This is a genomic window from Shewanella sp. NIFS-20-20, assembly GCF_019209865.1.
Classification (GTDB): Bacteria; Pseudomonadota; Gammaproteobacteria; order Enterobacterales; family Shewanellaceae; genus Shewanella.
The window spans coordinates 1-18,196 of record NZ_JAHUTT010000023.1 but is presented as its reverse complement, the minus strand read 5'-3'; the positions used below and the strand labels follow the sequence as shown (position 1 = coordinate 18,196).

20 protein-coding genes and 1 pseudogene are annotated in these 18,196 nt (G+C 47.7%); 14 read left to right on the top strand and 7 right to left on the bottom strand.

The window, feature by feature from the left end; all coding sequences use genetic code 11:
* Window positions 1-25: 25 nt before the first annotated feature.
* The 5 genes and pseudogenes from KU855_RS19060 to KU855_RS09095 form a co-directional block, all read right to left on the bottom strand.
* Window positions 26-340: pseudogene (locus KU855_RS19060) on the bottom strand (ATP-binding cassette domain-containing protein); the annotation flags it as partial.
* Window positions 341-417: 77 nt separating this feature from the next.
* The gene (locus KU855_RS09110; protein WP_218529984.1) at window positions 418-2,319 is read right to left on the bottom strand and encodes an ABC transporter transmembrane domain-containing protein; all 1,902 of its coding nucleotides are present in this window, start codon (window positions 2,317-2,319) and stop codon (window positions 418-420) included.
* A 303-nt stretch (window positions 2,320-2,622) separates the two neighbouring features.
* Entirely contained in the window at window positions 2,623-3,201 is a 579-nt protein-coding gene (hutZ, locus tag KU855_RS09105; protein ID WP_218529983.1) for a heme utilization protein HutZ, read from the bottom strand.
* A 49-nt stretch (window positions 3,202-3,250) separates the two neighbouring features.
* Window positions 3,251-3,763: a heme utilization cystosolic carrier protein HutX gene (gene hutX, locus KU855_RS09100; protein WP_256260947.1), complete on the bottom strand. Its 513-nt coding sequence runs from the start codon at window positions 3,761-3,763 to the stop codon at window positions 3,251-3,253.
* Window positions 3,764-3,771: 8 nt separating this feature from the next.
* Window positions 3,772-5,811 (bottom strand): TonB-dependent hemoglobin/transferrin/lactoferrin family receptor, encoded by a 2,040-nt coding sequence (locus KU855_RS09095; RefSeq protein ID WP_218529982.1) that lies wholly within the window; start codon window positions 5,809-5,811, stop codon window positions 3,772-3,774.
* Between the two features lie 400 nt (window positions 5,812-6,211).
* On the opposite strand from KU855_RS09095, the gene KU855_RS19055 reads away from it, so the two are divergent.
* The 7 genes from KU855_RS19055 (at window position 6,212) to ung (ending at window position 11,831) form a co-directional block, all read left to right on the top strand.
* Complete coding sequence (locus KU855_RS19055) at window positions 6,212-7,069, top strand: energy transducer TonB (protein WP_218529981.1); 858 nt, start codon at window positions 6,212-6,214, stop codon at window positions 7,067-7,069.
* A 12-nt stretch (window positions 7,070-7,081) separates the two neighbouring features.
* On the top strand, window positions 7,082-7,756 hold the full coding sequence (locus KU855_RS09085; RefSeq protein ID WP_218529980.1) for a MotA/TolQ/ExbB proton channel family protein: 675 nt from the start codon (window positions 7,082-7,084) through the stop codon (window positions 7,754-7,756).
* The gene (locus KU855_RS09080) at window positions 7,753-8,166 is read left to right on the top strand and encodes a biopolymer transporter ExbD (protein WP_218529979.1); all 414 of its coding nucleotides are present in this window, start codon (window positions 7,753-7,755) and stop codon (window positions 8,164-8,166) included. Before KU855_RS09085 ends, KU855_RS09080 begins: the two co-directional genes overlap by 4 nt.
* A gap of 39 nt (window positions 8,167-8,205) precedes the next feature.
* On the top strand, window positions 8,206-9,069 hold the full coding sequence (locus KU855_RS09075; protein WP_218529978.1) for a hemin ABC transporter substrate-binding protein: 864 nt from the start codon (window positions 8,206-8,208) through the stop codon (window positions 9,067-9,069).
* Between the two features lie 63 nt (window positions 9,070-9,132).
* Window positions 9,133-10,149, top strand: coding sequence for an iron ABC transporter permease (locus KU855_RS09070; protein WP_218529977.1), 1,017 nt, complete (start codon window positions 9,133-9,135; stop codon window positions 10,147-10,149).
* A 107-nt stretch (window positions 10,150-10,256) separates the two neighbouring features.
* Window positions 10,257-11,069, top strand: a complete 813-nt coding sequence (locus KU855_RS09065; protein WP_218529976.1) for a heme ABC transporter ATP-binding protein — start codon at window positions 10,257-10,259, stop codon at window positions 11,067-11,069.
* A 96-nt stretch (window positions 11,070-11,165) separates the two neighbouring features.
* Entirely contained in the window at window positions 11,166-11,831 is a 666-nt protein-coding gene (ung, locus tag KU855_RS09060) for a uracil-DNA glycosylase (RefSeq protein WP_218529975.1), read from the top strand.
* Window positions 11,832-11,891: 60 nt separating this feature from the next.
* On the opposite strand, the gene KU855_RS09055 is transcribed toward ung, so the two are convergent.
* Both KU855_RS09055 and ispB read right to left on the bottom strand, forming a co-directional pair.
* The gene (locus KU855_RS09055; RefSeq protein ID WP_256260945.1) at window positions 11,892-12,437 is read right to left on the bottom strand and encodes a prepilin-type N-terminal cleavage/methylation domain-containing protein; all 546 of its coding nucleotides are present in this window, start codon (window positions 12,435-12,437) and stop codon (window positions 11,892-11,894) included.
* Window positions 12,438-12,623: 186 nt separating this feature from the next.
* The gene (ispB, locus tag KU855_RS09050; RefSeq protein ID WP_218529973.1) at window positions 12,624-13,595 is read right to left on the bottom strand and encodes an octaprenyl diphosphate synthase; all 972 of its coding nucleotides are present in this window, start codon (window positions 13,593-13,595) and stop codon (window positions 12,624-12,626) included.
* A gap of 271 nt (window positions 13,596-13,866) precedes the next feature.
* On the opposite strand from ispB, the gene rplU reads away from it, so the two are divergent.
* The 7 genes from rplU to KU855_RS09015 all read left to right on the top strand — a co-directional run bounded on the left by rplU (window position 13,867) and on the right by KU855_RS09015 (window position 18,051).
* Window positions 13,867-14,178, top strand: coding sequence for a 50S ribosomal protein L21 (gene rplU, locus KU855_RS09045; protein ID WP_140931205.1), 312 nt, complete (start codon window positions 13,867-13,869; stop codon window positions 14,176-14,178).
* A gap of 15 nt (window positions 14,179-14,193) precedes the next feature.
* Window positions 14,194-14,448 carry a 50S ribosomal protein L27 gene (rpmA, locus tag KU855_RS09040; protein ID WP_025819415.1) on the top strand — a complete coding sequence of 85 codons (255 nt, stop codon included), beginning with the start codon at window positions 14,194-14,196 and terminating at the stop codon, window positions 14,446-14,448.
* 228 nt (window positions 14,449-14,676) lie between these two features.
* Complete coding sequence (gene cgtA, locus KU855_RS09035; RefSeq protein WP_218529972.1) at window positions 14,677-15,837, top strand: Obg family GTPase CgtA; 1,161 nt, start codon at window positions 14,677-14,679, stop codon at window positions 15,835-15,837.
* A 25-nt stretch (window positions 15,838-15,862) separates the two neighbouring features.
* Entirely contained in the window at window positions 15,863-16,624 is a 762-nt protein-coding gene (locus tag KU855_RS09030) for a threonine/serine exporter family protein (RefSeq protein WP_218529971.1), read from the top strand.
* Window positions 16,615-17,088: a threonine/serine exporter family protein gene (locus tag KU855_RS09025; RefSeq protein ID WP_371316343.1), complete on the top strand. Its 474-nt coding sequence runs from the start codon at window positions 16,615-16,617 to the stop codon at window positions 17,086-17,088. Before KU855_RS09030 ends, KU855_RS09025 begins: the two co-directional genes overlap by 10 nt.
* Before the next feature lie 10 nt (window positions 17,089-17,098).
* A complete protein-coding gene (gene folA, locus KU855_RS09020) occupies window positions 17,099-17,581 on the top strand; it encodes a type 3 dihydrofolate reductase (protein WP_218529970.1) in 483 nt (160 codons plus the stop codon).
* A gap of 92 nt (window positions 17,582-17,673) precedes the next feature.
* Window positions 17,674-18,051 carry a DUF3718 domain-containing protein gene (locus tag KU855_RS09015; RefSeq protein ID WP_218529969.1) on the top strand — a complete coding sequence of 126 codons (378 nt, stop codon included), beginning with the start codon at window positions 17,674-17,676 and terminating at the stop codon, window positions 18,049-18,051.
* The last annotated feature ends 145 nt before the right edge of the window (window positions 18,052-18,196 follow it).

Genomic DNA, 18,196 nt, shown 5'->3' with positions numbered 1-18,196 from the left:
TTGGTAGTCATCAAAGATAAAGCGTTTAGCGCAAATCAAGCGTCGCAAGCCGCAAAGGTCGCAACGCTTGTTCAATACGACTAAGGCTGGGGGAAGGCAATGTGAGCCGCTGCCATGGCCAGAGAATGTTATTGATAATACTGTCATTACTACACTCGGCGCGCTGGGGCAGGTAACTGCAGCATTGGCGCCAAGAATTGACGTTGGCCGAGGTGATGGTTTGTCCTTGCCAAGTGATTGTGCCTGTCGCCGGAGGCGCTAAGCCCGCCAGCACTTTAAGCAAGCTTGTTTTACCGCAACCAGAGTCCCCTATGAGGGTTAAATGCCTGCCAGCACATAACTTAGCCGTTAGGCTGTGAGGGGATCTTCAAACCCTGACTGAAGCTTTGAAATCTCGAGTATTGCTGGCATGCTGTCTCACTGGCGGGCGCTGGCAAGGCCTGCGGCAGCTTGATAGTCGGGATGCTGTTCATCTAATAATTGTAAGCTAGCAAAGTCATGATACAAGGGCGAGCTTTGCATCAGTTCGTGATGGGTGCCACTGGCAACAATGTGGCCCTGCTCCAGCACAATAATGCAATCGGCATTAATCACTGTGCTTAGGCGGTGAGCAATGATGATGCTAGTTTTATCTAGCATCAGCTCATCAAGCGCTTGTTTGACCTTGATTTCACTGATGGCATCGAGGGCACTGGTGGCTTCATCAAGTAATAAAATAGGGCGGTCGGCCAGTAGCGCTCTTGCGATGGCAATTCGTTGTTTTTGGCCACCGGATAATCGGATGCCGCGCTCGCCTAAATAGGTTTGATACCCTTCATTAAATTCATCAATAAATTCATCGACTCGGGCAGCAATACAGGCATGTATGACATCATCTTCCGTGGCATCTGGGCGACCATAGCGAACATTTTCGAGCACACTGGTGGCAAATATCACTGGATCTTGCGGCACTAAGGCAAACTGTTGGCGTAAGGTCGATAAGCTGAGCGCGTCGATAGGTATCCCTGCTAACGTAATACTGCCTTGTTGGATATCATAAAAGCGCTGCAACAAGCTAAATAAGCTACTTTTCCCTGCACCGCTTGGGCCCACTAAAGCAATCCGTTTACCAGCCTTGATGGTTAAACTCAGTTGATTAAATACTTGATTGTTTGCTTGGCCTGGGTAGCTAAATGTTACATTATCAAATCCAATATCCAGTGGAGTATTTGCAGGCAAGGCTTGAGGTTGAGCTCGTTCTACCAGTTCGCTTTGGGTGTGCGCCAATTCAATTAAGCGCTCAGCGGCGCCGGCGGCATGTTGAATATCGCTAAACACTTCACTAATGGTTGCCATCGCTGCGGCGACCATCACCGCATAAAATAAGAAGGCTGATAAATCCCCACCACTGATGGCGCCATTCATCACTTGAAATGCGCCGAACCAAGTCACAGAGACAATTGCCGCAATTGATAGAAACAACACGATGGCAATCAAAAAGGCACGGTATTTAATGCGGGCGGAGGCTGCCTGCATGATGGCTTGGGTTTGTCCGGTAAAATGAGCTTTATCTATGGCTTCATGCCCATAGGCTTGCACCGTGTGAATTTCGTGCAAGGTCTCGTCGATATAAGCGCCGAGATCGGCCACTTTATCTTGGCTGGTGCGTGATAAGTTTCTAACCCGCTGTCCCAGCAGTACTATTGGACCTAACACTATGGGGACCGCCAGCAACACCAAGCCTGTTAGTTGCCAACTAGTAAAGGCCATCATGATGATGCCGCCCATCACGGTGACACTGGAACGTAAGGCCATGGAAAAACTCGAACCAATGACGGTTTGGATTAAGGTAGTATCCGCGGTGAAACGCGATATCACCTCGCCGGTGCGCGCCTTGGCAAAAAATGCGGGGGGTAAGGATAACAAGCGCTGGTAAACCAAACATCTGATATCATTACTGACCCGTTCACCCAGCCAGCTCATCAGATAAAATCGGCAAAAAACCGCAATACTACTGATGGTGATGATGGCGAGTAGAGCCAGCATAATTCGATTGAGTTGCTGACTGGCCCCCTGAGTAAACCCTTCATCGACCAGCAGTCGCACACCTTGGCCGAGAGATAACCAAGTCAGTGAACCAATCAATAAACACACTAAGGCGGCGATGACTTTATAACGATAAGGCTTCAGAAATGCTGCAATCCAACGCAGTACCGCAGACGTGTTTTTAAGGGGAATGCGCGCAGTGTCAGGTGGTTGATTTATTGTTTTATTCTGCCCCGTAGTGGGCGCGCTTACTTTGACTGATTCTGTTGAGCTTAAGTGGTTCGATTCACTCATTCGGTCTCCTTGGCGATAGTGCAGGCACTTAACTGACGTCTGGGCGTGTTTAGGTGAATAGGGTTGCAGATGGCTACGTTATTGAACACAGAGAGCTTGTTAAACATAGATGGCTTGTTACACAAAGGCATTATGACACTAGTTTGCGCGGTTAGGCGTGAGTGTTTTCATTATGTTCAGATGATGGATAATGCATCAGTGTGCAAGAAGGGCGGGCGCATAGCAACAGTGCCATGACAGGAATAACGCGAGAGCCACCACGGGTATCAGCACGGGTCTAGGCTCTAGCGCTATCGGTATGAATTACGCTGGGCTAAGGGATTGCGCTACGCCATGTTGACCTGCGTTTTGCCAACTCACTTCTAATAACTCATCACCACTTAGCTTAAATGCTTGGCCGAAGCCTTTAACGTACAGACCTTGCTGCGGCCTTAATTGATAAAGATTAAAATCGGCCAGGGCGGCAAGTTCTGCGCTCATGTCGCCAAATCGCGCGGTTAAGGCGGCAACCCCTAAGTTAAAATCAGGGTTATCGCGGCCAATGCATTTGGCATGAGCATCAAAGGTAAGACGCTTGCGCGCAAATACGGTTTTGGCTTCGTTTTCGTCTTCAAGCAGCATGACAGACACTAAGGATGATTGCTTTAGATTCATGCCGTGGCGCGCCATATCGCTAACCAGAATATAAAAACCTTTATCTGCCAATGCAAAAGGCGCATAGCTTGCGTTAGGTAAACCATGTTGATCGCAAGTGGCGAGCTGCAAGGTATGGCGGCTGTGTTTAAATTGATTAATTTCAGGCAATAGCTTACTGGCTAAACGTTCTTGCTTGTGGTTTTCAGCCTGCTGTTCATCGATGCGTTGTTCAATACGGGTTGTCATTGTGGCCTCTATTTGTCCTGCACTGCGGCGAGCCGTCAGTTGCTATGATTTAGATTGAACAGTCTGCGGTTAACTGTTTAAGTTGATTGAAATTGTGTACTTGTTCTGGGAATATTTCTCCCGCTTGATCTCGCCCTAAATAAATCTTGAAAATGACATCGCCACTGGCCGCAAAAAAGCAGATGGCATGGCTTGCTCGCCCGCGAAGAGGGCGGCTTACGAGCGCAATGGCGGCAAAGCTTGACAGTAACAAGTGGCCATACATGCCATCGTGCTTACTGTAGAGATTAAAATACCCGTGCCCGAGTTTGCCTTTAGGGAAAGGGCCTTTAAATTCAAAAACATTACCTGCGAGCTGCACTATGGTCATTAAGTTGCCCCACTCTGGCAGGGCTTCAAGTAACTTTTGCGCTAGCGCGCTTGGCAGCCAATGCACTTGTTCAGGCGGTAAATGCTGATAAATCAAGAGTTCACTGACTTCAAGCTGTTGGGCGAGATCACTTGGGCTTGTATGAGGCTCTGTCTGCAAGGTGGCCATTATGTGGTGGTTGATCATATTCATAGTGAGCCTTAAAAAGTAAAGCGCGCGGATAATTTGACATTACGGCCTGGGGAGTACAAGGTTTGCCATGCTTGGCGGTAATACTCATCGGTTAAATTGTCTATCCCAGCATCAAGACGTAAACCGTTTAAGCTGCCACTTGATGGCTCCCACGCGACATAGACGTCCCATAATCCATAAGCGTCAAAGTCAGTGTGGTTTGAAGCACTTGGCAGCTTATTTTGGCTTGCGGTATACATGTAGCGCGTGCCAAGAGTGATATCGTTACTCCACAGGCCTTGGCTTAAATCGATGGTGAGCTTATTCGCCGGAATGCTCTCTAGATATTCGCCGGTGGCGTCATCTGTGCCTTGAGTTTGACCATAGTCGAGACTTAGGCGTGTTTGCAAGATGCGATAGCGCGCATTAAATTCAAAACCTTGTAATTTCGCGTCTTGCACGTTATTCCAAGTGGTTGTTTGCTCAAAGCCTGGTATGCCCATGAGTGGATTTTCAACTTGCTGAATAATGAAGTCATCGATGTCATTGCGAAATAAGTTAAGGCTCAAGCTTAAGTCATCATCACCCATGAGCTCGTTTAACTGCACTTGCATTTTTAACTCTTTATTGCGCGCGGTTTCGGCCTGAAGGTCGGGATTGATTTTAAAGCGGTTACATAATCCATTGGGTAAAAACCCCTGGATGGGTGGTATGCAGTAATGGCTACCGGTTGAGAACATCTCTGTCATGCTCGGGGAGCGAAACGCCTGATCGTAACGAGCGCTTAGCGTGAGCCATTGAGCGGTTTTCCAAGTAAGCCCCACCGAGGGCGACCATTTATCATCACGACTGGATAAATCTAAGCTGTCACTGGTGTTGTGAAAGCTATCGTATCTTAATGCTGGGCTTAAGGTGACCAGCTTAAACAGCGGAATATCGGCCTGAATAAAGCTACCCCAAACCTTAGCGTTGGCGTCAATATCATCGGGGCGCTGGCCTACTTGGCCGCTATCATCGCGCACTGTCAATAATTTATCTTGATAGCCATCAAGACCGTAAATAAAGGCTAGCTCGCCAAAGCGTGAGCGATTTACCAAGCTAAGGCCTAAGGTTTGATAGTCAGTGTTGTCGGTTTGTTTAAGCGAGATGCGCTGTTCATCATACTTAGCTTGGTTGTAATACAGCTTGGCATTGCCATCGAGTAACGCACTGCTGCTGGATTGGAACTGATAATCAAGACTAAGGTGCTTATCGTCAGTTTTGCGCTGCACTAAGGGGACGCTGCGGCCAACGTTTGCACCAGGGTTACTTGGAACCAGTTCATTAATCTGATTAACGCGCCCCGTTAATTGCAGGCGATTAAGATTATTGGCTTGCCAGCCAAGTTTAGCCATTGACGAATAACCATTATTACCACTGTGTTGTAATTGCTGGCCATTACCTAAATCAATGTTATTCCCATCAAAGTAAGCACCATTGACTAACCAATCCCAAGCATCATCTTGTCCAAAGAGTGCACCGCTGGTTTTGGTTCTATCACCATTGGCTTCATAACCTTGCTTGATATACCCGCCGAATGATTGCTCGTCCTCTAAAAAATCTTTAGCTGAACGGGTATTTTGCGCCACTACGCCGCCAATGGCGCCGCTGCCCCACAGGCTGCTGGCCGGGCCGCGAATGATTTCGATGGATTTGAGCATTTCTGGATCTAAAAAGTAGGTGCCTCTATGGCCTGAACTGGCGTTTTGCCTAGTGCCATCAACAGTTTGCAGCACTCTATCACCGCCAATACCACGAATTTCAACGCCTTGACTGCTCGCTCTTGGGCCATTGGTCACATTGACGTTGGCAGCCCCTGTGAGCGCTTGTGGAACAGACTGAGGTTGAGTCACTGCGATTTCTTGCTCATCTATCACAGCGACCGAGCGACTTGAATCTGAGGCTTGCTCTTCAATGCGACTTGCGCTGACTAAGACTTCAGTCAGTGTTTGATTTGGACTGGTGGCATGAGCCAAAGGGATGAGATTAAGTCCTGCTAAAACGGCCAAGGTCAGAGGTTTTACCGACATGTACAATATCCTTTTATCATTAAAATCAGCGCAGTAGCGATAAGCCTCAGCCTTGTTGTTCCACAGTGGCTGGGCGTTATTGGCAGTGTTCACTCGAACATCTCGCACTGTACTTTAATGCAAATAATAGATCAAATGATAATTATTTGCATTTGCATTTGCATTTAAGCTAATGCTTGAGTATCTTAATTAGCGAAAGCTTGGGCATAAGCTGCTGTTAAGGGTGAGATAGTGATTGATTTTGATTGAGAAACTAACACTTGAGTCCTTGCTAGCGCGGCATTAATTCATGTGGTTTAGCTCATGTGGCAGCAACTTGGAGTGGTGATTAGCATGGAAGTTTGCATGCCTAAAAGCACGGATAGGGATACTTGGTTATTTTTGGCTGGGAGAGTGCGCTGTGACGCCTAAACGCTATTTATTATGTTCGCCCATGGCGCTGGCATTGTGCGCTATCGCATTTGCCCAGCACTCAGAGCCTATGGTCATTAAATCTGGGTTAGGCCATGAGGTAAGCCAAAGATTGCAATTGCAGTTAACTGCGGCAACGATTCAGGTAAAATCTGAGACAGCATCTGAACCAATAGTTGCTGCCGTTTCGCATGCGCATGCGTTAAGCGCACCAACCTCATCAAGCCGCTCAATAGTGAGTAAAACGGTAGAAAAACCACTCGAGACAAGGGTTCATAAGCCGGCAACTAAGCCTGAAATTACCTCTGAGCGCTCAGTGCCATCAAAGCCATTCACCAGTGACGATCGACCTAAGGTTCAGATCAGTAAAAATGCGCCAGCGACTGAAACTGTCCAAGATAACGAGGATACGACAGTGCTTAATGAGAGTGCATTTGCGCTTAATGAGGCCGCAAAAGTTAATTGGGTTGAACCGTTAACTGCCTCAAGTCGCATGCCAAATTCAATGTTAGACCGTCGCGCCAATGCGCAACCTCAGTATTTATCTCAGCCTCAATCAAAGGCGGCGCCGGTGTCACTCAGTCAGGCAGATTATGCCAGTGAACCAACGCTGCCGACGTATCCCAAATTAGCAAGAAAGCGTGGCCTTGAAGGCACAGTGCAGCTTGAAGTGTTCTTTAACCACTATGGTCAAGCGCAATCGCTGTCTGTACTGACTAGCAGTGGTCATCGAGTATTAGATGAGGCGGCACTGGCCGCGGTAAAAAAATGGCATTTTTTGGCACCTAATCACTTAAGCGCGGGTTTGTTTCGCGTCGAAGTGCCGGTTCGTTTCGCTCTAAATTAGTAAGGAAATTCAATGTTAGTTGCTGATCTCAATCTAGGCGTGCTTACTTGGCCGCTAGTCTGCTGCGCTTTAGTGACCTTGGTCATTATTATTGAGCGCTTGGCATTTATGCTGGTTAATTTACGCCATCGACCTCAATTTTTTCGTCAGCAATTGCAGCAAATCATTGCGGTTAAGGTTTCAAGTTTAGCCATTGATAAGCTTGAGTCTTGCGCCAGTAGGCGCCAAGACATGTTGGCTCGAGGCAGCCTAATCTTGCTGCATAGCAAACCCCATCACCGCCGTGATCGCGAAGCCTTAATGACCTTATGGCTAGCCAAAGAGCAGCGGCAATTATTGTTTGGTATCAAGGTGCTACAAGCCATTGGTGTCATCAGTCCTTTACTTGGCCTGTTAGGGACTGTGCTTGGCCTCATTGACATGTTTGCGGGTTTAGGCCAGAGCGCTGGCCCCATTACTCCCGCCATGTTAAGCGCAGGTCTTGGCCTTGCCATGAATACTACGGCCGCAGGCTTAGTGATTGCGCTGCCTGCTCTAACGTTTTCACAAATCATGAATATTTGGGTGGTCGATACATGTCGGCGCACCGGGCATGGCTTAACTGAGCTTAATTTATGGCTTGATGGCGTGCATAGCAAGGCGGGGTTAACACCAGATCTTGCTGTATATCACGGAGGCGCGCAGTGATAGAGCTTGATAAAGACGCTGATAATCAAGAACTCAGCATAGATTTAACCGCGCTTATCGACATCATTTTCATCTTGTTAGTGTTTCTGATGCTGACCGCCAACACCCAATTATTAGCTTTGCCAGTTGATGTCCCCACGAACGGTGGCGAGCAGGCGCAAATATTAGCGCCTAAGCCCAATATCAGTGTGAATGTGATGGCAAAGGCGCCGTACTGGGCGATTGATGGCCACAGGTATGAAGCCTTTAGTGATTTTAGTGCTGAAGTTGTGCGGCGCTTAACTTTGGAGCCAGAACTTGAAGTGATAGTTGCCGCCGACAAGCAGGCTGAAGTGCAGTTGTTGCTGCAATTGCTTGCCATGTTACAGGCACAAAAAATTAGTCAAACCCAAATTTTAATGGAGCCATAAGCGCCGAGTGCGCTCGTTTTGGCTAACAAGGAGATAACTATGTTGAGGTTGTTGGTGAGTGTATTGTGCTTGTCATCGTGGATGTGTGTTGCAGCTATTGCTGCCAGCACTGAAGTTAGTGCTAATGCCAAGGTTGTGGCGGCGGGCGCGGGCGTGACTGAATTAATTTTAGCGCTCGATGCAGGTTCACAGTTAGTGGCCATTGATGCCAGTAGCGAAGCACCTGCTGATTTGTCGTTAACCACTTTGGGCTATCACAGGGCCTTGTCGGCCGAAGGTATTTTTGCGTTGCAACCTAGCGTATTGATTGGAACCGCAGAAATGGGGCCTAAAACCACCATAGATAGAGTGCGCGCCGCTGGGGTAAATGTCGTGCAATTGCCTATCCCCACTAACTATTTAAGTTTGCTGAGTAATATTGATGCGCTTGGGCGATTTCTCAGCAGTGAAACTCAGGCTCAACAACTTAAAACCAAACTTGATATCGACTTTGCCCAATTGCAGCAAAAACAGCAGCAAGTAGCCCCCGCGGCGCCTAAGGTTCTATTTATGCTAATGATGCCAGAGCGACCCGCGCGAGTCGGCGGTAAAGGGTCGGCCGGTGATGTGATTATTAATTTAGCCGGTGGCAAGAATGCAGTGGATTTTGAGGGCTATAAAAGTGTGTCACAAGAAGGGATTTTAGCGCTTGATGCTGATGTGATTATTGTAAGCGTGCGCGATGAAACGCCAATGGATGCTAAGCAATTATTGCTGCAACAAATGCCATTGTTGCAGCATGCCAAGGCAGTGTTGCAAGGCTCTGTGTATCCCATCAATAGTCATGCCTTAATTGGCGGTTTGGGGATCAGCAGCTTACAAGCGGCCAATGAGTTAGCGGAACAATTAATCGACCTAAATTAACTGCTTTGCCAGAGCTTGTATTTAGGCACTTAAGCATTCAAGCCAGATTAAGGATTTTCCGTAGTGGCTAATTATTCTTTTTATCGAAATAGCGCACTAGTGCTGTTAGTGATTACCAGCATTATTTCTATCAGTGTTGGCCCACTAGCCATAGGTTTTGGTTCAGCATTAAAAGCGCTGCTCCATAGTTTGACCGCTATGGATGCGTTTGCCATAGCGCCCCATGAGCAAGTGGTGATTGATAGCATACGTTTGCCAAGAACCTTGCTGGCAATGACAGTTGGCGCCATGTTGGCGCAAGCGGGCGCTGTGATGCAGGGCTTATTTCGTAACCCATTAGCCGATCCTGGCATTATTGGGGTATCTACAGGCGCTGCGTTAGGGGCGGCTATTTGCATAGTACTCTTGCCTGTGGCGCCCACAATTTTACTGGGCATGGCAGCATTTGCGGGGGGATTAGGCACGACCTTATTGGTGTATCAATTGGCGGCAAGTCGCGATGGTACTTCTGTGGTGATGTTATTGCTGGCAGGCGTTGCGGTATCTGCCTTATTTGGTGCTGGCATTGGGGTGCTGACTTATCTTGCTAGCGATAGCGCCTTACGGGATTTAAGTCTCTGGCAAATGGGCTCCATTGCTGGCGCGAGTTTTGATTATGTGTGGCTCACTTTTGCTGTCTTAGTCATTTTATCTTGGCAATTTCAACGCCATGCGAACGCGCTTAATGCCTTGTTGTTAGGCGAGGCTGAGGCGCGCCATTTAGGCATCGATGTGGAGCGCTTAAAGTACCGCATGATTTTATTGTGCGCCTTAGGTGTCGGTGTCAGCGTTGCTGCGACCGGTATTATTGGCTTTATCGGCTTAGTGGTGCCGCACATAGTCAGAATGCTATTAGGGCCAGATCATCGTCAGTTACTGCCCATGAGCGCTGTGCTCGGCGCGATATTGTTAGCCTTAGCGGATATTGGCTCGCGAGTATTGATGGCCCCCGCGGAAGTGCCCGTAGGACTCATTACTGCCTTAATCGGCGCGCCATTCTTTATCTACTTGCTACTCAAGCAGCGCCATCGATTGGTGTAGAAACATTTATTGAGAAAGAATGATTTAGCAAGAATGCTGTAGAACGAATGATTTTAGCGTAATTGAATTTTACCCGATGCGCATCGCACTCGGCTAAGGAGTATGTGGTGGCTCAACATCAGTGTTTAACTATTACAGAGTTAAGTGTGCAGCAAGGCCGTAAGGTTATTTTGCGCGATATCAATGCACGCTTTAGTTATGGATCTTTTACTGCGTTGCTTGGGCCTAATGGTGCGGGCAAATCGAGTTTATTAAAATGTATTAGCCAAGATACAAGAGTGCATACTGGCAAGATAAGTCTTTATGATCGAGAGCTTACAAATTGGTCGCGCCTTGAGCTTGCGCGGCAAATGGCGGTATTGCCGCAATACGCGAGTCTGAGTTTTCCTTTTACTGTGCAGCAAGTAATTGCCATGGGGCTTTATCCCTTGAGCCTAGATATGAAGGCGGGGGAGGAGTGCGTTACTGCCATGCTCGAGCAATTGCAATTAACGCATTTGGCGCAGCAGAGCTATCCCGCATTATCCGGTGGTGAAAAACAGCGGGTGCATATTGCCAGAGTACTAGTGCAATTAACGCAAGCACCGAGGCCTGCGGTGTTATTGCTTGATGAGCCCACCTCGGCGCTCGATTTAGCGCAGCAACACAGGGTGTTAGGCTTATTGCAGACCTTAGCTAAAGAGAGGCAGTTTTGCGTGATAAGTGTGCTACACGATATTAATCAAGCCGCGCGATATGCTGACCAAATTATGGTGTTAAACCAAGGCAACATGGTTATTAGTGGTACTCCTAATGAGTGTTTAACTGCTGATTTAATTGAATCCGTTTGGAATTATCGCCCACAAGCTATGTATTGCCATCTTGATTTGTTTCGTCCACCTAACTCGTCTGCATCTGCGCCCGCGGCTATGTTCTTTTGAACGCGAAACTGTTTATCATCAAGAGTAACGCCTAGGCTTGCTCTACAGCGACTTAACTCTTACCCTTGCGCCATCAGAGTAAGCCGCGGAGCTAGCATGTCAAATTATACCCATTGGTCAACCTTTATTGCCGCCGAGCAGCAGCAAGCCTATTTTAAAACCCTCGAGCAGTTTGTGGCTGTTGAGCGCCAAACTAAAACTATTTTTCCGCCAGCAAATGATGTCTACCGCGCGTTTGAATTAACACCGTTAGATCAAGTACGAGTGGTGATTTTAGGTCAAGATCCATACCATGGCCCAGGACAAGCACATGGGTTATGCTTCTCGGTCAAGCTTGGCGTAAAAACGCCGCCGTCATTAGTCAATATGTACAAGGAATTGGCCACAGATATTGCCGACTTTACCATACCCGGCCATGGCTTCTTAGAAGGGTGGGCTCGGCAAGGGGTGCTAATGCTTAATACCGTCTTAACGGTAGAGCAGGGTAAAGCACATTCTCACGCTAACGCCGGCTGGGAAACATTCACGGGCGAGGTGATGACGCTGCTCAACCAGCAACCACACGCCATTATATTTGTCTTGTGGGGTAGTCATGCCATTAAAAAAGGTAAGGTGATCACCGCCGCTCATCATCAAGTGTTAACTGGGCCGCACCCATCACCGTTATCAGCCTATCGCGGCTTCTTTGGCTGTCGGCACTTTTCCACCATTAACCAATTATTGCAAGCGGGCGGGCAAAGCGTCATTGACTGGCAAGTATAATGAGGCCCCGTTACCTCGCTGGCCGTGGCAGATAAGGATGTTGATGTCAGTTTGGCTCAATCATTCAGGCGTGGTGGTCACGACGCTGCCGTCATTGGAGTTATAATCAATATAATAATTATTATCGCGAGCTAAGCTATAACGACATTGACCGGGGGCGGTATAACTGGCTTTGTAGTCGGTTTCGCTGCTGTCACCTGAAGGCGACATCGTGGGTGAGGCGCCAGCAAATAGAATTTTCCATACGGAAAGGCAGTCTGCAACATTGTTTAGAACTGGGTTAGTTTCAACGGGGCCGAGATAATGCTGTGCTGGCCAACCATTGGCATTGATATCTATGGTCCCTGAGCGGTCAGGGTTATCGGAATAAATCGGCACATCTTCCAATGGGCCAACAGCCCCTTTTGCTATCCATGCGCTATGAGCCATATCCACCGCGGATTTGAAGGCGCCGCCTACCCCTTTAACACTCGAAATCTGAGCGTCTTGTTCAAGACTGATAAATTTAGGGGAAACGATGACGGCTAAGATCCCTAAAATAATGATCACCACGACCAATTCTATCAGGGTAAAACCGCGGGTGTTATTGGGAGTAAGTGTTGGCATTATGTGCTTCATGGCCCCGACATAGTCTGCTCATTGTCCATGAATTTGTGATGATTTCAACAACATTAATACAACTTTTGCATTACGTGTATAGCGCTTAAGTGTGGCGGCGATGAACAAACAAAAGGGCCACACGTTATAAGCGTGTGGCCCTATAATTTAGCAGCGATTGTCAATGTGTCTTGATTAGTGATTACGCGCAACGGCCAGCTTGGCGAGCGATACTAATGCAGTTTTGTAGTCGCTATCAGGTAGTATTTTGAGTGCATCAATGGCTTTTTGCGACTCTTCAACGGCGCGCTGGTGGGTGTACTCTAATGCTCCGCAGTGGTTAAGCGCCGCAATAATCGCATCGATATTTTGACTGCCATCGCCTTGTTCAATCGCATCCCTGATCATTTGTTGCTCTTGAGGGTTGCCGTGCTTGATAGCATAAATCAGTGGCAAGGTAGGTTTACCTTCGGCTAAGTCATCGCCAATATTTTTTCCTAATTCTTCGGCATCGGCGGTGTAATCGAGTAAATCATCGGTTAGCTGGAACGCTGTGCCTAGGTACTTACCGTATTCGCCTAAGGCGGTTTCCCATGACGGGTCGCTGCCGGCTAATACTGCGACTAAGCGGGTGGCCGCCTCGAACAGCTTAGCGGTCTTACAGTATATGACCCGCATATAGCTTTGTTCTGTGGTATTAGGGTCGTTGCAATTCATTAACTGTAAGACTTCACCTTCTGCCAATACGTTAGTGGCATCGGCAAGCACAGTCAGCACCTTCATATTATCTAACTCGGTCATCATCTGAAATGAACGGGTATAAAGAAAGTCACCAACGAGCACACTGGCACTGTTGCCAAACATGGCATTGGCGGTTTTACGACCGCGGCGCATGGTGGATTCATCCACCACATCATCATGGAGTAATGAGGCGGTGTGAATAAACTCAATGATGGCGGCCAGTTTGAGGTGAGCTTCACCGTGGTAGTTAACGGCGCGAGCCGCCAATACCGAGAGTAAAGGTCTTAATCGCTTGCCCCCACCGTTGATAATATAGAACCCTAATTGATTAATTAGGGCAACATCTGACTCAAGCTGTTTATAAATCAGTTGGTTAACGGCTTGCATGTCGTTTTCAGCAAGCTCGCGGATGGCATGTAAATCCATATAGACTCAGGTTCCAGGGCGGTGTAAATTAAGGTCAGCCCTATAAAGGCTTTATTATATAGCGCAAATATAACTAAAAACGCGGGCACTAGACAGTAGTAGAAGCAGGATTGTGAGAGTTAAAGCGATCTTTTTTTAATCTTTCATAATTTACACTTGCCTGATGGCACTTCTTCGCGTAAACTCCGCGCCCATTGTCAATAAAGTTTTTTGAGCACCCTGCCGTCCCTAAAAGTGGGACCAGCGTGTCAGGATTTGGAGTAAAATAGCTATGTACGCTGTTTTTCAAAGTGGCGGTAAGCAACACCGTGTTGCTGAAGGTCATACAGTTCGTTTAGAGAAAATTGAAGTCGCTACTGGCGAAACTATCGAATTCGATCAAGTTTTGCTGATTGCTGATGGCGAAAACGTGAAAGTGGGCGCTCCACTGGTTGCTGGTGGCAAAGTTGTTGCTACCGTTATCAACCACGGTCGCGGCGAGAAGGTTATCATTCAGAAATTTAACCGTCGTAAGCACCACGAAAAGAAAATGGGCCACCGTCAGTGGTTCACTGAAGTTAAAATCACTGCTATCAGCGCTTAATTAGGAGTCTAACTCATGGCACATAAAAAAGCTGGCGGTTCTACTCGTAACGGCCGCGATTCAGAAAGCAAACGTCTTGGTGTAAAGCGCTTCGGTGGCGAATCAGTTTTGGCTGGTAACATCATCGTTCGTCAACGTGGTACTAAGTTCCACGCCGGTGTAAACGTAGGTTTAGGTCGTGACCATACCTTGTTTGCTCTGACTGACGGTAAAGTTAAGTTCGAAGTTAAAGGTCCTAACAACCGTAAGTTTGTTAGCATCGAAGACTAATAGTCGAATTTGCTTGAACGATTGAAGCCCCGCCATTGGTGGGGCTTTTGTTTTGCTGGAGTCAAAAAAAGCGATAGCTTTGGCGCTCCTGACAAGATAGCAGTATAATTTCGTGATTGTGGGCGGCGCGGCCGTCACTTAAAGGCGTGGTTTTTGCAGCATGGGCTTTTCATGTCGCTGCCAGGATTACCGCCTTATGCATAGCTAGTTAACGGTATTGGAATAGATATGAAGTTTGTCGATGAGGCAGTAATCAGAGTTGAAGCGGGCGACGGCGGTAGCGGTTGTGTTAGCTTTAGACGTGAAAAATATGTTCCAGATGGTGGTCCTAACGGTGGCGACGGTGGTGATGGCGGCAATGTCTATTTAGAAGCCGACGAAAACCTCAACACCTTGATTGACTATCGCTTTGAACGATTCCATATGGCTGAGCGTGGCAAAAATGGCAGCAGCTGTGATTGTACCGGCCGTGGTGGTGCAGATTTATTCTTAAAAGTTCCTGTCGGTACTCGTGCTGTTGATGAAGAAACAGCAGAAGCCTTAGGTGATTTAACCACCCATGGCCAAAAATTATTGGTTGCCAAGGGCGGTTTCCACGGGTTAGGTAACACTCGCTTTAAGAGCAGTACTAACCGTGCTCCTAGACAGAAGACCTTAGGTACTCCAGGTGAAGTGCGTAGCCTAAGATTAGAATTATTGTTATTGGCTGATGTGGGTTTGCTGGGCATGCCTAATGCGGGTAAGTCGACCTTAATCCGTGCGGTATCTCGTGCTAAGCCAAAAGTAGCTGATTATCCATTCACGACCTTGGTTCCCAACTTGGGAGTGGTTAATCCTCGCCCTGGCCAAAGTTTTGTGATTGCCGATATTCCTGGCCTGATTGAAGGTGCGGCTGACGGTGCTGGTTTAGGGATCCGCTTCCTCAAGCATTTAGAGCGTTGTCGTATCCTGCTGCATGTCTTGGACATTGAGCCGATTGATGGTAGCTGTCCGGTTGAATCTGCGCGCGCAATCGTGGCGGAACTTGAAAAATATTCGCCTAAACTCGCTGAGAAACCTCGTTGGTTAGTGGTGAATAAGTCTGACTTGATGCTCGAAGAAGAGTTGCAAGAGAAGGTTAATCAAATCGTTCGTGATCTTGATTGGCAAGGTGAAGTATTCACTATCTCTGCCTTTACGCGCACCGGTACGGAAGAGTTAAGCTTAAAGTTGATGGATTACATCAATACGCTGCCAGTCGAGGATCGTCGCAAAGATCCCGATGCTGAAGTTGAATTTAAGTGGGACAACTATCACCAATCAGATCTCGATATTATCGATGAAGATGATCTCGATGATGAAGATTGGGATGAAGATGACTACGATGTAGAGGTCATCTACCAACGTTAGTCCTAACCTGCCAGGTCGATGAAAAGTGTACGCAGATACTCAAAACGATATTACCCGGCAGGTTGTGCGCGTTGCACAACTGCTTTTAGCCTATGGCGCTGATTCTGAACTAGTTGAAGATATTAGTCAGCGCCTTGGGCACGCCTTAGGGCTTGAAAGTGTCGAGCTTTCTATCTCCTCTAATTCCCTCGTGTTAACCAGTCTTGTGCATGGGCGCTGCGTCACCACTACCCGTCGTTTACGCGAGCATGGGCTCAATATGACCGTGGTATGTGAATTACTGCGTATTTGCCTCCTGACAGAGAAAGGGATTTATGGTGCCAATGACGTAAAGCGTCGAGTGGCCGCGATTCGTCCCAGCACCTACCCCGCCTGGGCACTTATCCCCATGATTGGCTTGTCATGCGCTTGTTTTTGCCAATTGTTTGGGGGCGATAACATGGCGTTTGTCATGACGTTTTTAGCCTCATCTATCGGTATGGCCGTGCGTCTATGGTTCGCCAAACGCCACTTTAATGTTCTGGTTAATTTTGCGGTGACGGCATTTGTCATAAGCTTAGTGGCGCAACTAGCCTATGTGTTTCCTCTGAGTCAAACTCCCACCTTGGTCATGGCTGCAAGTGTGCTGATGTTAGTCCCTGGTTTCCCAATGATTAATGCTATTTCTGATATGGTAAAAGGTCATATTAATGTGGGTATATCCCGCTGGGCGCAAGCCACATTATTGACAGTATCTTCAGTGATCGGTATTACGATGGCGATGCAAATGGGCGGCTTATTATTGTGACTATTTGGACTCAACTACTGCAAGATGCCATCTTTTCGGCGGTGCCTGCCGTGGGATTTGCTATGGTCTTCAATGTGCCCAAACGCTATTTGGGCTATTGCGCCATTGCCGGTGCCATTGGCCATGCTAGTCGCACCTTAATGATCGATTGGGGCGTGCCGATAGAATGGGCCAGTTTTCTAGCTGCGGCGTTAATTGGCTTTATGACCATCGGCTTTGCAAAGCGACATTTGGCGCCGCCCTTAATGTATGCGGTTGCGGCGATTATTCCTATGATCCCTGGCACCTATGCGTTTAATACCGTGATTGCTTTGGTGCAACTGTCGGCGACTGCCGACGTCAATCCTGAGTTAATCGCCACCTCGGTTGCCAATGGGCTTAAAACCGTATTTATTCTTGGAGCACTGTCGGTTGGCTTAGCCTTGCCCAGTTTACTCTACTATCGAACTCGACCGATCATCTAAGGAGCTTAGTGTGCAGATAGCCATGATAGCGGCAATGGCCAATAATCGAGTCATCGGCAAAGACAATACCATGCCATGGCACTTAACGGAGGATTTACAGCACTTTAAGGCCATGACCCTAGGCAAGCCCATCTTAATGGGGAGAAAAACCTATGAATCGATCGGCAGGGCGCTTCCTGGTCGATTAAATATCGTCATGACCCGCAATGAGAGTTGGCAAGCCCCTGGGGTGAGTCGCGTCAGTACGGTTGAAGCGGCCAAAGCTCTGGTCGCCGATTGTGAGGAACTGGTGGTGATTGGCGGTGGTGAGCTTTATCGCCAGCTTTTACCTCAAGCCGATAAGCTCTATTTAACCTTGATTGACCTTGATGTCGAGGGCGATACCCACTTTCCTGACTGGCAGGCGTCGCAGTGGTTGCTGGAGTCTGAGCAGCAACATCAGAATGAAAATGGCTTAAAATATAAGTTTATCAATCTGATAAGGAAATGTTAAATTACCGTTTGCCAATGTAGCCGTTGATTTTTTCTGACATTGGCGGACGGAGTACTGAGATACTCCGCGACATAATATTAATGGAGTATCCTATGCGTGTTTTACCTGTAACCTTAACGGCGACCTTGCTGGTGGCTAGCCTTGCCCTCCCAGTGAAAGCTGACACCATGCTAGCTAGTAACATTTGCCAATATGTGCAAATGGATGACAGTAGTCGTTTACGAGAAAAGCTCAAAGAAAGCCGGATAAAATTGCGAAATATCTATGAGAGTATTGTCTGTGATGGCGAGAGTTTACTGCGTTTTGCGATGATATCTGGCGCAAACGATACTGGTGAATTTATTGCGAAACGATTATCTTCCAGTACCTTAGTGCAGACTGAATCCGATGGCCTCGACGTGATAAGTTGGGCCGATGCTAATGGTCACGGCGAAAGCCCGATCACCGCGGCCATTAAAGCACGGCTGTAATCGATAAACCGGCGTTAACGTAATGCCGTTCACTTAGTGTGAACGGCATTTTTCTTAGACTTAATGGGATACTTGTTTTTACTCATTTTTAACGCACGTGGATAGGCCCTATCCCGTTTCCCATCAAGCTTGAACTGTCTCGCAT

Coding starts and splice junctions, on each gene's coding strand:
- KU855_RS09110 (WP_218529984.1), bottom strand. CDS start 2,319: ATGAGTGAATCGAACCACTTAAGCTCAACAGAATCAGTCAAAGTAAGC.
- hutZ (WP_218529983.1), bottom strand. CDS start 3,201: ATGACAACCCGTATTGAACAACGCATCGATGAACAGCAGGCTGAAAAC.
- hutX (WP_256260947.1), bottom strand. CDS start 3,763: ATGAATATGATCAACCACCACATAATGGCCACCTTGCAGACAGAGCCT.
- KU855_RS09095 (WP_218529982.1), bottom strand. CDS start 5,811: ATGTCGGTAAAACCTCTGACCTTGGCCGTTTTAGCAGGACTTAATCTC.
- KU855_RS09085 (WP_218529980.1), top strand. CDS start 7,082: ATGTTAGTTGCTGATCTCAATCTAGGCGTGCTTACTTGGCCGCTAGTC.
- KU855_RS09075 (WP_218529978.1), top strand. CDS start 8,206: ATGTTGAGGTTGTTGGTGAGTGTATTGTGCTTGTCATCGTGGATGTGT.
- ung (WP_218529975.1), top strand. CDS start 11,166: ATGTCAAATTATACCCATTGGTCAACCTTTATTGCCGCCGAGCAGCAG.
- KU855_RS09055 (WP_256260945.1), bottom strand. CDS start 12,437: ATGCCAACACTTACTCCCAATAACACCCGCGGTTTTACCCTGATAGAA.
- ispB (WP_218529973.1), bottom strand. CDS start 13,595: ATGGATTTACATGCCATCCGCGAGCTTGCTGAAAACGACATGCAAGCC.
- rplU (WP_140931205.1), top strand. CDS start 13,867: ATGTACGCTGTTTTTCAAAGTGGCGGTAAGCAACACCGTGTTGCTGAA.
- rpmA (WP_025819415.1), top strand. CDS start 14,194: ATGGCACATAAAAAAGCTGGCGGTTCTACTCGTAACGGCCGCGATTCA.
- cgtA (WP_218529972.1), top strand. CDS start 14,677: ATGAAGTTTGTCGATGAGGCAGTAATCAGAGTTGAAGCGGGCGACGGC.
- KU855_RS09015 (WP_218529969.1), top strand. CDS start 17,674: ATGCGTGTTTTACCTGTAACCTTAACGGCGACCTTGCTGGTGGCTAGC.